This window comes from Bradyrhizobium centrolobii (assembly GCF_001641635.1).
In the GTDB taxonomy this organism is placed as follows: Bacteria; Pseudomonadota; Alphaproteobacteria; order Rhizobiales; family Xanthobacteraceae; genus Bradyrhizobium; species Bradyrhizobium centrolobii.
Genome location: NZ_LUUB01000079.1, coordinates 117914 through 134321 on the forward strand (window position 1 = coordinate 117914; position 16408 = coordinate 134321).

Consider the following 16408-nt stretch of genomic DNA (forward strand, 5'->3'; position numbering starts at 1 on the left):
GGGCCGGATCAACGTCGTCGCCACCGGCTGCGCGCTGGCCGACACGCCGGACGGACAGGTCGAGACGATCCTGTGCGCGGACGGACAATTGTCGCGCTTTGCGACGCTGCGCTTGCCGATCCGCCCTTACGGTACCGGCGATCTCCTGACCGGCCTGATCGCGGCGCATCTTGCCAAGGGCGCGGCCGTCGAGACGGCCGTGCGCATGGCGGTGGAGACCGTGTTCGCCGTGCTCGTGCGCACGCAGGAGGAAGGATCGGCGGAGATGCGCCTCGTTCCGCTGCCCGCCTCAGCGCACAGCGCGTAAGGCGCGGCCGGCTTCGGCTCAGATCGTGCGTCCCTTGGCCGCGCGCGCAGATTTCTGCGGCTTTGCCGAGCGTCGCTGCTCGCGCGCCGCAACCACCTTGTGCGACTTCGCCTTCGACGCGGCTCGAATTTTTGCATTCGAGGCCACATGGGAATCACCGGTGCCACGGCGCGAGATGTATTCCTGGCCGTCGATGGGGCCGACATGCGGCGGATCGCGGTCGAGATAGGGGCGGCCGATGCCGAGTGCCCTGCCGTTGGCGTCGATCCATTTCCACAGCACCTCGGTCGAGGTCCAGCGCTGCGCGCGGTTGTCGCCCTTGGTGCTCACGATGTCGGCCGCGAGCCCGTGGCCGTAACCGCCGCGGTAGCTGCCGCCGTGATACGACCGATCGGAGGCCGCCTTGAGGCCGCTGGCGATCGACTGACGGTAGTCGTCGCGGAACGCGCTGGTGATGCCGGGCGACAGGCCGGCCGCCTCAGCCGCAAGCAGCGCGCGAAACAGCTTTCGTTTGAAGCTGCGGTCCATGCCGCCGATCACGTAGTCCATCATCGGCATGCGGGCGTGCTCGGCCGCCTTCGGATCCTTCCAGGCAAAATCCTCGTCCTCGAGCTTCGTGAACGACCGCATGACCGTCACCGTCTTGCCCCTGCGCTTGACGCTGACGGCCCGGCGCTCCTGCACCTTGATCGAGTCCTCCTTTGGCGTGCGCTGATAGAGCACCCACAGATAGCGATCGATGCAGGCGTCGACGACGAAGCATTCGTCGAGGACGGCGACAGTATCGGCGGGGTCTGTCGCCTTGCTCTCGCCAGGTGCCGGCCCGCTCGCGATTGCTGCGGGCGATGGCGGCGCGCCCTCCGCCACGATCTCCGTGGGATCGGCGGATGCGAGCTTGATGACGGGCGCCTCGGTCGCCGTGGCCTCGCTGCCGGCGGGAGCCGGCTCGGCTGCCGCGGCTTCGCTGTTGGCGGGAGCCGGGGTGTCCGCGACCGCAGGTGGCGGTGCTTCCGCCGGCAGCATCTGCAACGGATCGGCCGAGGCAAGTTTCACCGGCGGCTCGGGTGTGTCCGGAATTGCCGCTGCGGCGGTCTCTGTGCCAGTCGGCGGAGCGACGGCGGCCGCCATGTCGGCATTCACGGCAACGCCGTCGTCCACGGTCGCCGCGCGCGGGACATCGGCGAGTTCAACGTGAGCGGCGAGATCTTTCGCACTGGAGACACCGGCATTGGCGCCACCGTTCTCGATGAGGGCAGGGGCGTAGGCGGAGAGCGAGAGCACAAGCCAGCCCGCAACAACGGCCGAGGGGCAGCACACTGCCACCAGGAGTGATTGCCGATCGTTCATGATCCCAGCCTCCAAAGGCTCGGTCCGAGCCTGTTTGCACAGCTAGCCACGCGGCACGTTGATTGTTCTGGGCCGGATATGGCGGCGCAATGGCGCAATCGGCGTAGGGCTGGCTTTTTCGGGGAGCTGTGGCCCTGGGGCCACAATCGGGAACTTTTTCTGCGGGATTGCTGGAGGCGGCGTCAGATGTGCTCTGTCAAATCCGCATTATTGCAATGCAACATCAAGACTACTGCACTGCAGCAAGGACGCATAGGTCGGGTTCTCACGCACTACCCAGGAGAATCGGTGTGAAGAGAACGTCGTTTACCATTGCAGCCGTCGCCGCTGCGTCGCTCGCTGGCATTACGGCCGGTTTTGCCGCGGAATTGCCGACCTATGAGGCGGCCGGGCTCCCGATCTCGCCGATTCAGGTTGCCGTCCTGGGCGGCTCACACGTTGAGGGGCAGGCTCAGGCCCCGACCAATGCAGCCTCGCCGCATCAGCTCAAGGTCCTGACGCCGCGGCAGCTGTCGACCGCTGCGGCCGTGCAGGGCCAGACCGAAGGCCGCGCGCGCTAAGCCCAGTCTCTTTCGACTTGCTGGAAGCCCGCGACAAGCCGTCGCGGGCTTTTTGTTTTGAAGCCGCGATTTGAGCGCCGATTTCTATCAAATTGACCAAGCGGCATTTATTCAATCTTGGATTGTGTTCTGGCATTCCTCCCGCGCCGGCAACCTCCGGCAGAACTGGGAAGGAAATGAAATTGAAAAGCATCGTCGCCAGGTTCATCGCCGATGAAAGCGGCGCCACCGCCATCGAGTACGGCCTGATTGCCGCGGGCATCGCGCTCGCCATCATCGAAGTGATCTATGCGCTCGGCACCAACCTCGTGGAAAAGCTCACCGCGCTCGCGACAGCGTTGAAGTAGGGCGTGTTGCTGGGCCTGTTTCGGTCATGCGATAGATCAGAAACTTGCTAAGAATATTTTCGGGGAAGCCGCTTGACCGGCTCGCCGCAACCTTGCGCCGGCCAAGGAGTTGGTCGTCCATGACACATTCCTCGCTCCGCCCCATGCGGGATTTCGATCCCACTGAACCCGCCATCCTGCACGATCGTGCATCGGACGCGATCATCACCTGGACAGCCGAAGATGCCGATGATTATCGCCGCGCGAGCCGGCCGCTGGGCGATGGAAGCGTTGCCTGGAAGGAGTTCGTGTTCGACGGCTGGGGCAACGTGCTCGGTGGATGAATGTCGCCCTGGACCGGCTCGTGGCGCTCCAGGAGTGAACTGTGCGCACGGATGCGCTGATTGAGAATCCGGCAGCGAACAAGTTCGCGTGAACTCTCCAAACATGTACGCCCGTTCATACCGGCGTCCTTCTCTTTAACGCTTTGTTTTGAGGGCCGCGCGCTTATGCGGCCGCCGCATCTTGAGCGGCCAATTTTGAATTCATACTGGAGGTCGTCATGTCCGTTGCGCAGAAAGCCGTTATTGCCAGCACTTCTCCGCGTGCGTTCATCCTCAAGCACGCTGCGCTGTTCGCCGGCGCCGTGCTGTTCGTGTACGTGCTGAGCTTGACGTACGGGCTGGATCTCAGCCCCGGGTTTTTCTGAGCGGTGATTTGCAGCCTGTAACCCACCCTACGGTCCACGGGCTCGCGCCGTCCGCAGGCTCGAGGGCGGGCGGCCATAGAGCTCGACAAAGGCGGCGTTGAAGCGGCGGAGGCTGCCGAAGCCGGCGTGGAACGCGATCTCCGTCATGTTGTGATCGCCAGAGTCGAGAAGGCGCTTGGCGCGCTGGACGCGGAGCGTCTTGGCAAGCTGCTGCGGACTGGCGCCGACGTGCTGCTCGAACAGCCGCGCGAGGTGGCGCGAGGAGATGCCGAGCCGATCGGCGAGTGCCACCACCGAGTCCTCATCGAGCGCGCCGTCATGGATCAGCCTCACGGCGCGCGCGACCGTCGAGCGTGTTCCGTTCCAGGCCGGGCAGAATAGTGCGGTCTCCGGGCGGCAGCGCAGGCAGGGTCGGAAGCCGGCGGCCTCGGCCGCGGCCGCCGTCGGATAATAGGCAACGTTGCGCGTCAGCGGCTGCTTGGCCGGGCAGACCGGGCGGCAATAGATGCCCGTCGTCTTCACCGCCGTGAAGAAACGGCCGTCATAGCGGGGATCCCTGCGCAAGCGCGCGGCGTTGCAGACCTCGAAGCTCAGCATGACGAGATGATAGCGCATGCCGGGCCGCCGGGAAGCGGCAAGGGATGACCGAGTCCGATTGTGGCGAGCCGGGACGCGCATGCCAGCCTAGAAGGCCGGCCTCATGTCAATGCAAGCCGTGGAGCGCGTCATGACTGGCACGTCGAAGGACATCGTGCTGAACGCCTGGAAGACGTTTTCGTCCCGCGATGCCGATCGCATCGCGGCGCTGTTCACCGAGGATGCCGAATGGATCGCGCCGAAAGGCAACGCCACCGCGGTTGCGCTCGACCACACCGACCACATGATCGGACCGCAGCAGATCGCGCGCTTCATCGCACGCGAGATGCACCGGATGTTCTCGGACATCGATATTGCCTTCCGCGGCGTCTACGCCGACGGCGATGTCGTGATCGTGGAGGAGCGGATGCGCGCCACGCTTGTCGGCGGGGTGCCGTACGAAAACGAGTATTGCTTCGTGTTCACGGTGGCTGGCGACCGGATCAGGCAGGTGCGTGAATACATGGACACGCGCAAGGGATGGCGGATGGTGTTCGGGGAGGCTTGACGATTAGCCGCTCGCATCCATCGCCGCGTGCCAGCCCTGCAACCGCGTGGGTTGAGCCGGCTAGCGCGCTGACATAAGGCTTGCCCTATGGATCAGCGGACGAGCGGCGCTGACGCACTCACTCATAAGAACGATGCGACACCGGCACTGCTTGGTGTCCTCTGCGGCTTGTCCGCGGCGCTGTTCTGGGCGCTGGGATTTGCCGGAACGCGGCACGGCTTGAAGGTCGGCTTCACGCCTGTCGATCTCCTCGTGCATCGCTACGTCTGGTCCGGCATCGCGTTCCTGCCGCTGGTCTTGCGCGCCGGTATCACCGATCTCTGCGGCATCGGCTGGGGCAGGGGCCTTGCGCTGATGGTGCTGGGCGGTCCTGTGATGTCGCTGATCAGCTACACCGGCTTTCTGTTCGTGCCGCTCGGCCACGGCAGCGTTATCCAGCCCTCCTGCGCGACGCTCGGTGGCCTCTTGCTCGCTGCACTGGTCCTGAAGGAGCGGATCTCCGCCTCGCGCCTTGCCGGCGCCATCATCATCGTCGGCGGCCTTGGCGTGATCGGCGCGGAGTCGATCGGCCATATCGGGGGCGATGGCGTGCAGGGCGACCTGATCTTCGTGCTCTCCGGATTCATGTTCGCAGGCTTTGGCGCGCTGCTGCGCCACTGGCGCGTCTCCGCCTTTTCGGCCGCGACCGTCATCAGCGTGCTGTCGCTCCTCCTACTGCCGATCTATGTCGCCACCGGCGGGCTCGCCCGCGTCGCGGCGATCGGCTTGCCCGAGAATGCGATCCAGGTGCTGGCGCAGGGCATTCTGGCGGGCCCCGCGGCGCTCTATCTCTTTGCCGTCTCGGTCCAGCGCCTCGGCGTCGCGCGCGCCGCCGTCTTTCCCGCATGCGTGCCGGCGCTGACGCTGCTGGTCGGCTGGCTGCTGCTTGGCGAGCCGCCGACGGCGTTGCAGGCCGCAGGCCTCGTGACGGTGCTGTGTGGATTTTACCTAGCACAGCGACAGAGATAGGTCACGGTGCGCAGAGTGGGTTACCCGAAGGCGTAACCCGCCTCTTTTTGCGCGGCGACAGACAGTGGTGGTTACGCTTCGCTAACCCACCCCACGGCCGCTGACACCTGCTGACAGCTCCTGCCTTCGCCGTCCCGCGTACGTGAAGGGAAAGCGGATTTCCGCTCGCTGTCCTTTCATGTAAACTCGCCGCATGAGCGAAATCGAGACTTTGTTTGGTGTCCTGCGTCAGTCTGCCGACGAACCCGTTGTCGACATGCTCGAGCGCATGGTGCGGGAGGCGCCGGACCATGCCTTGAGCAAGATGAATGCGCTGCATCTTGCGGGCCAATCCGGCCTTGGCGAGGAGCAGGTGATCGGGGGGCTGTTGCACGCGGTCGGGCTCGGCATCCTGGAGATGACCTGGAGCGTGATGTGCCCGAGCTGCGCCGGCGTCCTCTCCGCCAACAAGAGCCTGAAGACGGTGAACAGCCCGCAGTATCACTGTGCGTTCTGCGCCGCGGGCTATGAGACGACGCTCGACAACCTGGTCGAGGTGACCTTCACAGTCAGCCCGCGCGTGCGCAAGATCGCGGCCCACAATGCCGAGGAATTGCCGCTCGCCGAATATTATCGCCAGGTGTTCTGGAGCTCGGCCATTGATCTGCCGGCCGACCTCGACGGGCTCTTGCGCGAGCTCACGCTGGAGGCGGTCGATCTGCCGTCGGGGGAAAGGGCCATCCTCTCTCTGCAGGTGCCGGCCGGCACGCTGATCGTGTTCGATCCGGTGACGCACACGGCGCAGTTCCTCGAAGTCAAGGGCGAGGAGACCAGCGAGCGCCAGAACCTGTCGCTGATCTTCAACAAGGCCGAGGTCCCCGTCGATGCCGTCGCCTTGCGCCCGGGCTCGCTGCGGCTCGCCCTGGAGAACCGCACCGACGCGCGCGTGCTGCCGGCGGTATGGGTCGCGAACCAGAGGCTCGACGACCTCCTGACGCGGCGCAAGCCCAGCCTCACCGCAAAACGCCTCCTCACCAACCAGACCTTTCGCGACCTCTACCGCACTGACACGCTCGCCATCGGCCAGCGCCTCAAGATCCTGAGCCTGACCTTCCTGTTCTCTGACCTCAAGGATTCCACCGGCCTCTATGAGCATGTCGGCGACCTCGTCGCCTTCGATCTCGTCAACGAGCATTTCCGCCTGCTCCAGGAGATCATCGCGGCCGAGAAGGGGGCGGTGGTCAAGACCATCGGCGATGCCGTGATGGCGACCTTCGAGACGCCCGACCGCGCCATTGCCGCCGCGATCCGCATGCGAGAGGCCATGAGCGAATTAGGGGCCCAGCGGCAGCAACAGGGCTTGCTGCTGAAGATGGGCATCCATGAGGGATCGTGCCTCGCGGTGACCCTCAACGGCCAGCAGGACTATTTCGGCCAGACCGTGAACATCGCCTCGCGCGTCCAGGGGTTAGCTGCCTCGCGCTCGATCGTGGTGACAGAAGCAGTGGTGGACAACGCCGAGACCCGGACCCTGCTCGAGGCCAACGGCCTCAACCCGACCCCCCGCAGCGTGGCCTTGAGCGGGATCGCGGACAAAGTGTCGGTGTACGAGATACCGTGAGGCGGGCGCAGCAGTAGCCCGGAAGAACCGTAGCGAAATCCGGGCACGGACGTGCTGCACAATCCCCGGATTGTGCTCCGCTCCATCCGGGCCCACACCCAACCGAGGACACCGAACGCCACCCTATGGTCGCTCCATTCGGACTACGATGCGAACGGCAGCGCGTTCCCGGAGAGGTTGAATGAGTGCCTGACACCTATCTCTGCGTGTTTCACCTAACGTTGCAACAGTATGGCGAAGATGGGGCTGTCAATAACATATCGGGCTAAAATGCTGTTTGTCCTCGTAATACACTTGACCGTGTTGGGGTTCTCGGGGGCGTCATTAAGGAGAGCCTACCCATGGCAGGGATTGAACAATTGCGAAGAAGGGATGGAGTGAATTTGGTTCAGCTCGAGGCGGACATTACAACGGTTCGTCCGGGGAGCTCATTGGCTGCAATTGCACTACCTGATTATGTCGAGCACACAGAGGGCGTCACCCGGGTCGGCGCGCTCAGCGCAGAGGCGGTCATTCGCGACTACGAATCCGCCGCAAAGGAAATTGAGGCAATGGGCAGCGAGCTGATCGACGCTGCGCGAAAATGCGAGGCCCTGACGGCCCAGGTGCATGATGCGATTGCCTTCATGCGCGAAACTGCAGCAGAGTATCGTGAAGAAGGACGAAAGATATTCAAGCGCATCGAAGAATGCGCGCTCTTCACGGAGGAAGTCCGCAAGACCTGCGAGCAGGTCAAGCGCAAGATGGAAACCGCAGGCAGCGTTCCCTCCGAGGAGGAGCCTGCCGCGCAGGAGCCGATCTCCGAGAGCGCATAGATCTCGAGATTTCAGCGAACAGACCACCTTTGGGTGGTCTGTTTCGCTGGGCGCTGGTGCACCTGACTTCCGACCCCCGCGGAATGCGGAGCTGTCGGTCAGTGACGTGTCGCGCGGATTTCGAGCGTCGTCTGGGTGAGCTTGGCCACGAACCCCTCAAGATGCATGACCCTTTGCATGGCCAACTGTCCATGCAGGTCGGCGATCTTCTGGGATCCGGCGACGAACGACTCGTACGCCTCCTTCGCGAATTCCATCTGAAGCTCAAAGGCCTCGGCGGGTGAGCGCGCGGTCGCGAGCTTTCCCAGGAAGGACCAGGCGTGTTCGAGCGACTTCCTGGTGTAGTCGCTATAGACATCTGCAATCGTCTGAACGCCGACCGGGGCGAGGTCGACCGGCGCGCTTGCGGCGATCTCCATCCCTGAAGTCTCGCCTGGCAAGGCTGCGGCAGGCGATGCCTGAGAACTGATTTCTTGACCGATCTTCTGACCGATCTCTTGGCTGATCTCCGCCGAGGCATCCGCCGGCAATTGGTGGGCTGCAGTTGCGTGGTGTTCGCCGGTCGCGGTCCGCTGCCCGGCCTTCTTCTTCCGGCCGCGCTGGCCGGATTTTCCCGTCGGCTTATTTTCGTGCGCACTCAACATTACAAATGCTCCTGAATATCGAATCAAGCCACAAGCCTCCGTCGTGTTTGCGCTGAAATCGCGATTGCGGCTTGTCGCTTGCGTGGCGGTCATGTGTTGAGATTTTGCCGGGCATCGGCAGGGCCCATCCCGGAGGATCTTGACCGTCCAGCGCGCGGCCGGCGGCGAGACGTCGGTCGTTCGGCTACGGGTGGGTGTGGCGCCATCGCAGGACATGCGCCGCCAGCAAATAGCCTGGACGAGCAAAGCGATATCCGGAACTTCAGCGGTTGGGTTCCCGGACATCGCTGCGCTCATCCGGGCTCCGCTTAACGGGCTCAAAGCCAATCCGTCACCTTCGGGAAACAAGCCCGCTTGCGAGAACTCCAGACGTAATCCGAACCGCCGCAAGGCGGACGTGGACGAGACGTGGCCGGACATTCATTCCAGACACGCGCACCCGTGCCCCAGCCATCGGCCACACACGCGCCGTAAACGGTGGCGTGGCAACCGGGACCGCAGAGGCCTGCGGCGTTGGCTGTGCAGACCGCAACCAGAAGCATCACAGGGGCAGTAAAGGCCAACAGGACGCGTGGAAGGTACCTGGTCATGCGCTCGCTCCTTCATGCCGATGCCCGTCTTGACGTCGCACAAATTTGGCCGGGGGCCCGCCGGCCGGATTGCCTTGGAGCATAACACCAAAGCCTGTGGCCGAGAACGCCGATGCAAGGACCCGCCCGACGCCAACGAGCCGACGTTAACGCGGTTTGTCGATGAGTTCGTAGGATGGGTTGCGCGCTTGCGAAACCCATCACCTTGGTGAAGGCAGTTGAAGGGTATCGCTTCGCCCCACCCATCCTACGACTGTGCTCATCCGGGCTTCGCTTGCCCAGAAAAAATGAGGGGTTCCGGAACGCCGCGCTCGCCTTTGCGTGCCAGGCGATCGTTGGCTGCCGGCAGGAGAATCATTCTACGCCTGCAGGGATTTTAAGCACCGGGCTCCAACCGCGCGGCAGGGGCGAAATAATCCTTCCCGGAAAACAGGCGGCGCCGAATGCAGGGCGTCAATTTCACTCGCTCCGACGTCGCGGTCGATCACGATCATGTTTTTATATGATAATGATCATCTCATTGACGGCGCAACCCGGATGCATAGCTCGGGCTTTCCAGACGCTATCCAGGAGAATTGCCGTGAAGATGTCACTGATCGTCGCGACCGCCGCCGCGATTTCAATGGCCGGTGCCGCCACCAGCTTCGCTGCCGAGTTGCCGACCTATGAAGCGAGCGGGCTGCCGATCTCGCCGGTCCAGATCGGCGTGCTTGGAGCGGCGCATGTCCAGCAGTCGCAGGTCACGACCACTGCACCGTCGCCGCACCAGCGGAGTGTCCTGACGCCGCGGACGCAGCGTACCGCGACCGCAGCGGCGCCAGGCCGCAACGAAAGACGGACAGCCAACTGAGCGCCGTTGTTTTCGGCGCATCGGATAGATCGGGCGAACAAGTCGCTCCACCCATCCTGGCTATCCTTCGAGCGAGTAGCCCGGGTGGAACGCAGCGAGATCCGGGGCAGGGACGCGTGGCACGATCTCCGGATTGCGCTTCGCTCCATCCGGGCCACGCCTGCGGAACGACAGGAGGTTTGATGTGCGCCGCTAACCTGGCTTGCCGGGCCGGCGACTTCCCTGAAGTAAGCGGCCAGCGAGTGGCGGACCGCGCCTTCGAGACATTCGCCCTGCGGGCTCACCATTCCGGATCGCCCCAGGGATCGACCGTATAGGGCGGGGGCATCCAGGGTGCTCGCGGCCGCTTGGGCCGCCGAGGTGCGGCTACGGGTACGTGCTGGCGCGCCGCCGTATCGTTCTCCTTCATCACACTCCGTCCGGCGGATTTCGCGGACAGGAGGGCGAGCTGCGTTTGCAGCGCCTTTACCTGCTCGGCGATGCGCGCATTGTCCGCGGCACCTTGCTCCTGCGCCGTCTTGAGCTGTTGAATGGCGTCGGCCTGCTCGTGAAGCGTTTGCTCGTGACGGCTCTTCAGTTGCTCGAGCTTTTCGCTGATGCTCGCCAGTTCCTGCGTGATGGTCCTGAGCGATTGCGCCAGCTCGGCGGATGCCTGGTCGGGCGATGTGGCGCCGGTCGGCGGAACGCTTTCCGCTTCCTTGTGGACCGGCAGTGCCGGCAGGGACGGCTGCTCATCCGCAGCAACGAGCTGGACTGTTGGCGGCTTCGCCGGACTGTGAACCTCGGACGCCTCCGGGCGCGGCATAGAGACCGGCGGGGCCCATCGAGCCATGATCGCCTTGGCCTCATCGCGATATTGCGACGCGAACGCAGCACCAAGGATGCCTATCGCCAACACCAGGCCAACGAAGGCTCGCAGCATGGGCCCGTCCCCTTTCAAGCCTTGATGGCGAGCCTTGCTCTCCGGCGCTGGCGCCTTGTCCAGGGGAACATCGCCGCGTTCCGCACCGGCGTTGAGCTGCCGGGGCGGCGGGCTGTCGCTGCCGCGTTCCAATCCGGAAACCAATCGGTCCAGCCGCGCAAGGTCTTCTTCGGCGCTCTTGATCCGTTCATAGGCCCGCGTCAGCTCGCCATCGGGGCGCTGTTCGTCCGGCTTCGGGTCGTGCGTCTGAGGCACCGATGCGCCTTCCATTCACATCAACGGAATGAGTGCGGCAGTCCGAGATCATCGAGAGGATAGTTCTCGCCGCCGTCCAAGACAACGCGGGCACGAGGAAAATTTATGGCGCCCCCGGGCCGGCCGAAGCGGATCGGGACCTCGACACCGAACTGCAGGAGCTGAACGAGCGGAAGAGCGTGCAGGATGGGTTGAGCGTTCGCCAACCCCGTCATGTCTGCAGCGTCACGATTGATGGGCGTTGCTTCGCTCCATCTGCGACTATGCCTTCTTCACGAACTCCGATTTCAGGTTCATCGCGCCGATACCGTCGATCTTGCAGGCGATGTTGTGCCCGTCGCTCGCCTCCTGGAGGCGGATATTCCTGACCTTGGTGCCGCCTTTGACGACCGACGACGATCCCTTGATCTTGAGATCCTTGATCACGATCACGCTGTCGCCATCGGCAAGCAAATTGCCGTGGGCATCGCGCACGCCCGTCTCATGCGAGGCGTCCGCAGCCGCCTCCGCCGCAGCGCTCCATTCATGGCCGCATTCCGGGCAAACCCAGAGATCGCGATCCTGATAGGCGTGCTCGGAACTGCACGTCGGGCATTTCATCGGCTCGTTCATCGCTCACCTCGTCGCCCGACTCCGGGGCGCGCCGCACCCTAGGTTCCTATCCACGTAAATCAAGAGAAACTTCCGGCCCGCTTGCCGCGATCGCCGTTGAAATTCGGGGCAGGCATGTGCGGCACTTTCCCCCGATTACGCTTCCGCCTTCGCTCTTCGAGCTACGGCGGACAAGTCGCTCCATCCGGGCTAGGGTCGCTGACCTGACCGCAGCGTGATGAGCCCCAGGGATGACCTTCCTCCTCAACATCGACGTCCCCAATGTCGAGACCGCCACGACGTTCTACACCGCCGCGTTCGGCCTGACGGTGGGCCGCCGCTTCGGCACCGACTTCGTCGAACTCCTGGGCTGGCCGGCGCCGGTCTATCTCCTGACCAAGCCGGCCGGCACGGTGGGGGCCGGCAACGACCGCCGCCGCTACGACCGGCACTGGACGCCGGTGCACATCGACGTCGTCGTCGACGATATCGACGCCGCAGTCGAGCGCGCACTCCGCGCCGGCGCGATCCTCGAAGCCCCCGCGCGCGATGCGCCCTACGGCCGGATCGCCATGCTGGCCGATCCGTTCGGGCACGGCTTTTGTCTGCTGGCGTTCAGTGCGAGGGGGTATGACGCGTTGCTCGGGGCTGACGAGTGAGATCCGCTTTGCTGGAGATCCCCGAGTGTCGCGTCACTGGCGGCGGCAACGCTTCTTGTCGTCATAGCCATTCGTTCTCGCAACGCCGCTGCGGATGTCATCCTAGCTGTCATCGATTTCCGATAAAGCCACGTTCTTTTGTCGGTTCCCGATAAAGCGCGCTCCCGAACTCAACTTCTTTTGTTTGCGGAGGCGGCTGTCGCGGGGCAATCGATCGGTGCTACTCCGATGAGGATCCGAAAGAGGTGCCGCGATGACGAAGATCGATCGACGTGGAAACAGCCCTCGGAGACAGCCGCTTGTCAGTCGCAGAGCGCTGCTTCGCGGCGCGCAGGCCGGTGCATTCTCGCTCGTGACGGCCCGGAGCCTGCCGCTCGTTCGCGCTCAGACGCTGCCGAAGGAGACAGCCGACCACAAGATCAGGATTGCGCCGACCTCGGTCGAGATCGCGCCCGGTATGGTCATCAAGACCACCGCCTACAACGGGACCGTTCCCGGCGCGGTGCTGCGGGTCAGGGAAGGCCAGCCCGTCCGGATCGAAGTCACCAACGATTCTGGCTACCCCAACCTGATTCATTCGCACGGCTTGATGATTCCGTCGCTGCAGGATGGAGCGACGGAAGAAGGCTCGCCGATCATCGAAGCCGGTAAATCCTTGACATATGAGTACGTCGCGAAGCCGGCGGGGACCCGCTGGTATCACAGTCACGCGATGGCGATGACCGATCTCAACAAGAGCACCTATACGGGCGAATTCGGATTCCTCATCGTGGAGCCCGCTGCGGGCGATCCCGGCAGCTACGATCGGGAAGTGCTGCTTGCCGCTCACCACTGGGATGGCCAATGGGTGAGCCTGCAGGACATCAAGAAGGGGCCGCCGCCCGACAACGGGCTGGAAGTCATGTATCACGTAGCGACCCTTGGCGATCGCATGCTCGGCCACGGGGAGCCGATCCGGGTGCGCGAAGGCGAGCGGGTGCTCTTCCGGCTCCTCAACGCGAGCGGCAACATGGGTATCTCGCTCGCGCTGTCGGGCCATCGCTTCAAAGTGCTGGCACTCGATGGCAACCCGGTCCCGACGCCCGCGACCGTCGACATTCTGAAGCTCGACGTCGCCGAGCGCGCCGACGTGATCGTGGAGATGAATAATCCCGGCGTCTGGGTTTTTGGCTCGACGGACGACGACGACCGCAACATGGGAATGGGCGTGGTCGTCGAATATGCCGGCCGCGGCGGCGAGCCCGCCTGGTCGGCGCCGGCGAACTCCAAATGGGACTACACCGTCTTCGGACGCTCCGATGTGCCCGCCGCTGCACCCGACGAGACGATCAGCCTCAAGTTCGAGAAGATCCCGGGCGGAAGGGGTGGCTACAATCGCTGGACCATCAACGGAAAATCCTGGCCGCATACGAATCCGCTCTTCACCGTCGTCAAGGGCAAGCGCTACCGCCTGCTGCTGAACAACAACAGCGGCGACGAGCATCCCGTGCATCTGCATCGCCACTCCTTCGAGGTCACGAAGGTGGGTGACAAGCCGACGTCCGGAGTGATCAAGGACACGATCAGCCTGCCACGATACTCGACTGCCGAGGTCGATTTCGTCGCGGATGACCCCGGACCGACCTTCTTCCACTGCCACCATCAGGACCACATGGACGAAGGTTTCGCCGGACTGATCATCTACGAATGATGCGGTCGGGGAGGCTGCCTCCTGATGGCCTCGCCGGTGAACGCGAGGACGGCGACTGCGTCAGCGCTTAGGATGGGTTGAGCCCCTGCGAAACCCATCAGCACACCAGCCCGATGGGTATCGCTGCGCTCTACCCATCCTGCGAGCTGCGGGCCGGCGCGATCCTGAAGGCCCCCGCGCGCGATGGCACCCTACGCCGGATTGCCATGCTGGCCGATCCGTTCGGGCACGGGTTTTGTCTGCTGGCGTTTAGCGAGAAGGAGTATGATGCGTTGGTTGGGGAGTAGTTCGAGCGGGTGGCTTCCCGGATATCGCAGCGCACATCCGGGCTACGCTTGCTGCAGAGGAGGACCCGATGAAATCGCTTTTGCTGCTCACGTCGAGCGGTCCGCTGCTCATTCTCACATCCCACGAGTCCCTGCACGACCAGAAGCTCCTTGAGGTGCTCAGGCACAAGGGGATCGGCAAGTTCGTCGCGTTCGAGGTTCCCTTGGCGCTCGCCAGAACGCGCTACGGCGGGCACTTTCAAGCGGTCGAAAGCAATCTGCGGGAGACCGATGATTTGAGGGTGCTCGACTTCGACGGCCAGCGGATCTTTCAGCTCTTTCGTTTCGACGAGCTGGGTGCACCGAACCTGAAAGAACAGGCGTGATCCGGCTTTGCCTTGCGGCATGATCGCGTTTCGCGAAACCCATCATCGCGTTGCGGCGGCAAAAGTGATGGGTCGAGCAGGGCTGTTCCGAAGGGACGCCGATTGAGGTACGGTGGAAGCCTGGACTGAGGAGTCTGCCATGACGTCATATACGGTCGGGTTGAAGCTCGGGGTGCGCGCCAAGGCGCTCACGATCGAAGCCGAGGACGCTTTGGTCGCGGCGCTGAGGATCAAGCTCGAGAACCCCGAGGCACTCGTCACCTACGTTCGCAAGTCAAATCGACGTGGCGATCGTCGCCACCCGCACGAAGCGCTGCGAAGCAAGAAAACCGGCTAGCCGATGCCAGGGCCGCGGCAACTAGCCCGGATGCGCGCAGGTCGTTACCGAAACAGCGCGACGAAGATCACGTAGAGCCACCCCAGGATCCCGTGGATGATCGCCCACAGGATCGAATGGTTGTTGGTGTAGGAGATCGCGATGGCGAGCGCCGAGCCGAAGCCCACGCCGTATTTCGCGCCCTCGACGCGGACGCCGTAGTAACGATTGCCGTTCATGGTGATCCTTCCAGCAGATTGCGCTCCAGCTCTTCCTACGGGCCTCGCTCCGATCGCTCGACGCAGATCAATTTTCGTCGGCGCGCGCCGACCTACGCTTATCAAGCTACCGGAGCGAAGGCGAGGCCAGGTTTCACCACAGTGAGTAGCCCGGACGGAGCGACTTGTCGGCCGTAGCTCGAAGAGCGAAGGCGGAAGCGAAATCCGGGACAGGGCCCGCCGCACGATTCCCGGATTGCGCCAGGCTCCACCACGCTGGCGCGTCCGACAAAAATATCGAAAACAACCCCATGCAAAGTAGAAATCGCTCAGGATTTTTGATTTCGGTGATACCGAATAGGGTTTGACGCGTCGGGCAAAACAGGGGCACTATGCCATGGTGGCGTCCGTTCGACGGCTAAGAGCTTCGGCTACGCTTGCTTGCCTCATCACCCGTCACGGGCGCGCCGCACGCATTCCGCCGGAAAGGATTGATTGGGAGGGAATCCTTTACCATGGCTTCCAGTCCCGGTTGAACCGGTGGAACTTTAGGAGTTACGGAAAATTCTGCGGTATTTTGCGCCTGGATTTTCCGGATGCGTCGGGTACGTCGTTCGGAATTGCCGCAGGTTACGGGAGCGTACGAGTCATGAGCGAGCATCGTGCTGCAGTCAGGCATCACACGCTGAGGACCGGGATTGTCGAGTTCGACAACGGCACCGGCAGCATCATCAGCGTCCCCTGTACGATCCGCGATGTTTCCGGCACCGGCGCCCGCCTGCAGCTCAACAGCTCGCTATGGGTCGCGGAGCAGTTCACGTTGATCTTCAGCAACGGACTGCGCAAGGACTGCCGGGTCGCCTGGCGCAAGGGCAGGCTGATCGGCAGCGCGTTCGCGGATGGATATGCGAGCCCGGACGAACAGGCTGTCATGATGACCGAGCAAGAGCAGTCCCGGCACAGGCTTGGGATTGGTGCGCGTGTCAGAACTGCGCGCGAGACCCGCGGCTACACCGAGGCCCAGCTGGCAGAGCTCATTGGCGTCTCGCCTGGGTTTGTATCCCTTGCCGAGAAGGGAGAGGCGGAGATTCCGCTCTACCAGCTCATGCATATCGCCGACCTGCTGCTGGTCAGTCTCGACCGGCTCGTTGCAGGCCCGACGCCGAGCGGCGTGTCCGGGGAAGTCGACGCGGCGTAGCTCGTAG

Annotated in this window: 22 protein-coding genes and 1 pseudogene; 16 read left to right on the plus strand and 7 right to left on the minus strand. The window is 63.7% G+C overall.

Features of this window, described 5'->3' with window-relative positions:
- Window positions 1-307, plus strand: a pseudogene (locus AYJ54_RS52790) (bifunctional hydroxymethylpyrimidine kinase/phosphomethylpyrimidine kinase); the annotation flags it as partial.
- Window positions 308-325: 18 nt separating this feature from the next.
- On the opposite strand, the gene AYJ54_RS26910 reads toward AYJ54_RS52790, so the two are convergent.
- On the minus strand, window positions 326-1654 hold the full coding sequence (locus tag AYJ54_RS26910; protein ID WP_063703666.1) for a hypothetical protein: 1329 nt from the start codon (window positions 1652-1654) through the stop codon (window positions 326-328).
- Between the two features lie 290 nt (window positions 1655-1944).
- On the opposite strand from AYJ54_RS26910, the gene AYJ54_RS26915 reads away from it, so the two are divergent.
- The 4 genes from AYJ54_RS26915 (at window position 1945) to AYJ54_RS51425 (ending at window position 3249) form a co-directional block, all read left to right on the plus strand.
- A complete protein-coding gene (locus AYJ54_RS26915; RefSeq protein ID WP_063703668.1) occupies window positions 1945-2214 on the plus strand; it encodes a hypothetical protein in 270 nt (89 codons plus the stop codon).
- A 176-nt stretch (window positions 2215-2390) separates the two neighbouring features.
- Complete coding sequence (locus AYJ54_RS26920) at window positions 2391-2561, plus strand: Flp family type IVb pilin (protein ID WP_082905868.1); 171 nt, start codon at window positions 2391-2393, stop codon at window positions 2559-2561.
- A gap of 119 nt (window positions 2562-2680) precedes the next feature.
- Window positions 2681-2884: a hypothetical protein gene (locus tag AYJ54_RS26925; RefSeq protein WP_063703670.1), complete on the plus strand. Its 204-nt coding sequence runs from the start codon at window positions 2681-2683 to the stop codon at window positions 2882-2884.
- A 218-nt stretch (window positions 2885-3102) separates the two neighbouring features.
- A complete protein-coding gene (locus tag AYJ54_RS51425) occupies window positions 3103-3249 on the plus strand; it encodes a hypothetical protein (RefSeq protein ID WP_201724260.1) in 147 nt (48 codons plus the stop codon).
- Between the two features lie 27 nt (window positions 3250-3276).
- Here AYJ54_RS51425 and AYJ54_RS26930 read toward each other — a convergent pair whose 3' ends face one another.
- Window positions 3277-3864, minus strand: coding sequence for a bifunctional transcriptional activator/DNA repair enzyme AdaA (locus AYJ54_RS26930; RefSeq protein WP_245329139.1), 588 nt, complete (start codon window positions 3862-3864; stop codon window positions 3277-3279).
- Window positions 3865-3976: 112 nt separating this feature from the next.
- Here AYJ54_RS26930 and AYJ54_RS26935 point away from each other — a divergent pair, with 112 nt between their 5' ends.
- The 4 genes from AYJ54_RS26935 to AYJ54_RS26950 all read left to right on the plus strand — a co-directional run bounded on the left by AYJ54_RS26935 (window position 3977) and on the right by AYJ54_RS26950 (window position 7816).
- On the plus strand, window positions 3977-4393 hold the full coding sequence (locus AYJ54_RS26935) for a nuclear transport factor 2 family protein (RefSeq protein WP_063704253.1): 417 nt from the start codon (window positions 3977-3979) through the stop codon (window positions 4391-4393).
- 87 nt (window positions 4394-4480) lie between these two features.
- Window positions 4481-5401 (plus strand): DMT family transporter, encoded by a 921-nt coding sequence (locus AYJ54_RS26940; protein ID WP_063703672.1) that lies wholly within the window; start codon window positions 4481-4483, stop codon window positions 5399-5401.
- 193 nt (window positions 5402-5594) lie between these two features.
- Window positions 5595-7001: an adenylate/guanylate cyclase domain-containing protein gene (locus tag AYJ54_RS26945; protein WP_063703674.1), complete on the plus strand. Its 1407-nt coding sequence runs from the start codon at window positions 5595-5597 to the stop codon at window positions 6999-7001.
- Between the two features lie 341 nt (window positions 7002-7342).
- Complete coding sequence (locus AYJ54_RS26950; RefSeq protein WP_063703676.1) at window positions 7343-7816, plus strand: hypothetical protein; 474 nt, start codon at window positions 7343-7345, stop codon at window positions 7814-7816.
- 98 nt (window positions 7817-7914) lie between these two features.
- Here the strand turns inward: AYJ54_RS26950 and AYJ54_RS47845 are convergent, their stop codons facing one another.
- Window positions 7915-8460 carry a phasin family protein gene (locus AYJ54_RS47845; protein WP_245329140.1) on the minus strand — a complete coding sequence of 182 codons (546 nt, stop codon included), beginning with the start codon at window positions 8458-8460 and terminating at the stop codon, window positions 7915-7917.
- A gap of 317 nt (window positions 8461-8777) precedes the next feature.
- Window positions 8778-9002 (minus strand): GCG_CRPN prefix-to-repeats domain-containing protein, encoded by a 225-nt coding sequence (locus tag AYJ54_RS54100; protein WP_430641447.1) that lies wholly within the window; start codon window positions 9000-9002, stop codon window positions 8778-8780.
- 634 nt (window positions 9003-9636) lie between these two features.
- On the opposite strand from AYJ54_RS54100, the gene AYJ54_RS26960 reads away from it, so the two are divergent.
- Window positions 9637-9900 carry a hypothetical protein gene (locus AYJ54_RS26960; RefSeq protein WP_063704257.1) on the plus strand — a complete coding sequence of 88 codons (264 nt, stop codon included), beginning with the start codon at window positions 9637-9639 and terminating at the stop codon, window positions 9898-9900.
- Between the two features lie 280 nt (window positions 9901-10180).
- Here AYJ54_RS26960 and AYJ54_RS26965 read toward each other — a convergent pair whose 3' ends face one another.
- Together AYJ54_RS26965 and AYJ54_RS26975 are read right to left on the minus strand one after the other, a co-directional pair.
- Window positions 10181-11092: a hypothetical protein gene (locus AYJ54_RS26965; RefSeq protein WP_063703678.1), complete on the minus strand. Its 912-nt coding sequence runs from the start codon at window positions 11090-11092 to the stop codon at window positions 10181-10183.
- A 246-nt stretch (window positions 11093-11338) separates the two neighbouring features.
- Complete coding sequence (locus AYJ54_RS26975) at window positions 11339-11689, minus strand: zinc ribbon domain-containing protein YjdM (protein ID WP_063703682.1); 351 nt, start codon at window positions 11687-11689, stop codon at window positions 11339-11341.
- A gap of 230 nt (window positions 11690-11919) precedes the next feature.
- Between AYJ54_RS26975 and AYJ54_RS26980 the strand changes: the two genes are divergently transcribed.
- The 5 genes from AYJ54_RS26980 (at window position 11920) to AYJ54_RS26995 (ending at window position 15006) form a co-directional block, all read left to right on the plus strand.
- Window positions 11920-12327: a VOC family protein gene (locus AYJ54_RS26980; protein ID WP_063703684.1), complete on the plus strand. Its 408-nt coding sequence runs from the start codon at window positions 11920-11922 to the stop codon at window positions 12325-12327.
- A gap of 253 nt (window positions 12328-12580) precedes the next feature.
- Window positions 12581-14017, plus strand: a complete 1437-nt coding sequence (locus AYJ54_RS26985; RefSeq protein ID WP_063703686.1) for a multicopper oxidase family protein — start codon at window positions 12581-12583, stop codon at window positions 14015-14017.
- Between the two features lie 113 nt (window positions 14018-14130).
- On the plus strand, window positions 14131-14304 hold the full coding sequence (locus AYJ54_RS49785; RefSeq protein ID WP_245329141.1) for a VOC family protein: 174 nt from the start codon (window positions 14131-14133) through the stop codon (window positions 14302-14304).
- 68 nt (window positions 14305-14372) lie between these two features.
- Window positions 14373-14669: a hypothetical protein gene (locus AYJ54_RS26990; RefSeq protein ID WP_063703688.1), complete on the plus strand. Its 297-nt coding sequence runs from the start codon at window positions 14373-14375 to the stop codon at window positions 14667-14669.
- Window positions 14670-14808: 139 nt separating this feature from the next.
- On the plus strand, window positions 14809-15006 hold the full coding sequence (locus AYJ54_RS26995; protein WP_063703689.1) for a hypothetical protein: 198 nt from the start codon (window positions 14809-14811) through the stop codon (window positions 15004-15006).
- Between the two features lie 44 nt (window positions 15007-15050).
- On the opposite strand, the gene AYJ54_RS51430 is transcribed toward AYJ54_RS26995, so the two are convergent.
- On the minus strand, window positions 15051-15224 hold the full coding sequence (locus AYJ54_RS51430) for a hypothetical protein (protein ID WP_018644642.1): 174 nt from the start codon (window positions 15222-15224) through the stop codon (window positions 15051-15053).
- Window positions 15225-15852: 628 nt separating this feature from the next.
- On the opposite strand from AYJ54_RS51430, the gene AYJ54_RS27000 reads away from it, so the two are divergent.
- On the plus strand, window positions 15853-16401 hold the full coding sequence (locus tag AYJ54_RS27000) for a helix-turn-helix domain-containing protein (RefSeq protein ID WP_063703691.1): 549 nt from the start codon (window positions 15853-15855) through the stop codon (window positions 16399-16401).
- Window positions 16402-16408 lie beyond the last annotated feature (7 nt).

Bases quoted from the DNA above. Each gene is read 5' to 3' on its own strand.
- AYJ54_RS26910 (WP_063703666.1), bottom strand. From the start codon at position 1,654: ATGAACGATCGGCAATCACTCCTGGTGGCAGTGTGCTGCCCCTCGGCC.
- AYJ54_RS26920 (WP_082905868.1), top strand. From the start codon at position 2,391: ATGAAATTGAAAAGCATCGTCGCCAGGTTCATCGCCGATGAAAGCGGC.
- AYJ54_RS26925 (WP_063703670.1), top strand. From the start codon at position 2,681: ATGACACATTCCTCGCTCCGCCCCATGCGGGATTTCGATCCCACTGAA.
- AYJ54_RS51425 (WP_201724260.1), top strand. From the start codon at position 3,103: ATGTCCGTTGCGCAGAAAGCCGTTATTGCCAGCACTTCTCCGCGTGCG.
- AYJ54_RS26930 (WP_245329139.1), bottom strand. From the start codon at position 3,864: ATGCGCTATCATCTCGTCATGCTGAGCTTCGAGGTCTGCAACGCCGCG.
- AYJ54_RS26935 (WP_063704253.1), top strand. From the start codon at position 3,977: ATGACTGGCACGTCGAAGGACATCGTGCTGAACGCCTGGAAGACGTTT.
- AYJ54_RS26940 (WP_063703672.1), top strand. From the start codon at position 4,481: ATGGATCAGCGGACGAGCGGCGCTGACGCACTCACTCATAAGAACGAT.
- AYJ54_RS26945 (WP_063703674.1), top strand. From the start codon at position 5,595: ATGAGCGAAATCGAGACTTTGTTTGGTGTCCTGCGTCAGTCTGCCGAC.
- AYJ54_RS26950 (WP_063703676.1), top strand. From the start codon at position 7,343: ATGGCAGGGATTGAACAATTGCGAAGAAGGGATGGAGTGAATTTGGTT.
- AYJ54_RS47845 (WP_245329140.1), bottom strand. From the start codon at position 8,460: ATGTTGAGTGCGCACGAAAATAAGCCGACGGGAAAATCCGGCCAGCGC.
- AYJ54_RS54100 (WP_430641447.1), bottom strand. From the start codon at position 9,002: ATGCTTCTGGTTGCGGTCTGCACAGCCAACGCCGCAGGCCTCTGCGGT.
- AYJ54_RS26960 (WP_063704257.1), top strand. From the start codon at position 9,637: ATGTCACTGATCGTCGCGACCGCCGCCGCGATTTCAATGGCCGGTGCC.
- AYJ54_RS26965 (WP_063703678.1), bottom strand. From the start codon at position 11,092: ATGGAAGGCGCATCGGTGCCTCAGACGCACGACCCGAAGCCGGACGAA.
- AYJ54_RS26975 (WP_063703682.1), bottom strand. From the start codon at position 11,689: ATGAACGAGCCGATGAAATGCCCGACGTGCAGTTCCGAGCACGCCTAT.
- AYJ54_RS26980 (WP_063703684.1), top strand. From the start codon at position 11,920: ATGACCTTCCTCCTCAACATCGACGTCCCCAATGTCGAGACCGCCACG.
- AYJ54_RS26985 (WP_063703686.1), top strand. From the start codon at position 12,581: ATGACGAAGATCGATCGACGTGGAAACAGCCCTCGGAGACAGCCGCTT.
- AYJ54_RS49785 (WP_245329141.1), top strand. From the start codon at position 14,131: ATGGGTATCGCTGCGCTCTACCCATCCTGCGAGCTGCGGGCCGGCGCG.
- AYJ54_RS26990 (WP_063703688.1), top strand. From the start codon at position 14,373: ATGAAATCGCTTTTGCTGCTCACGTCGAGCGGTCCGCTGCTCATTCTC.
- AYJ54_RS26995 (WP_063703689.1), top strand. From the start codon at position 14,809: ATGACGTCATATACGGTCGGGTTGAAGCTCGGGGTGCGCGCCAAGGCG.
- AYJ54_RS51430 (WP_018644642.1), bottom strand. From the start codon at position 15,224: ATGAACGGCAATCGTTACTACGGCGTCCGCGTCGAGGGCGCGAAATAC.
- AYJ54_RS27000 (WP_063703691.1), top strand. From the start codon at position 15,853: ATGAGCGAGCATCGTGCTGCAGTCAGGCATCACACGCTGAGGACCGGG.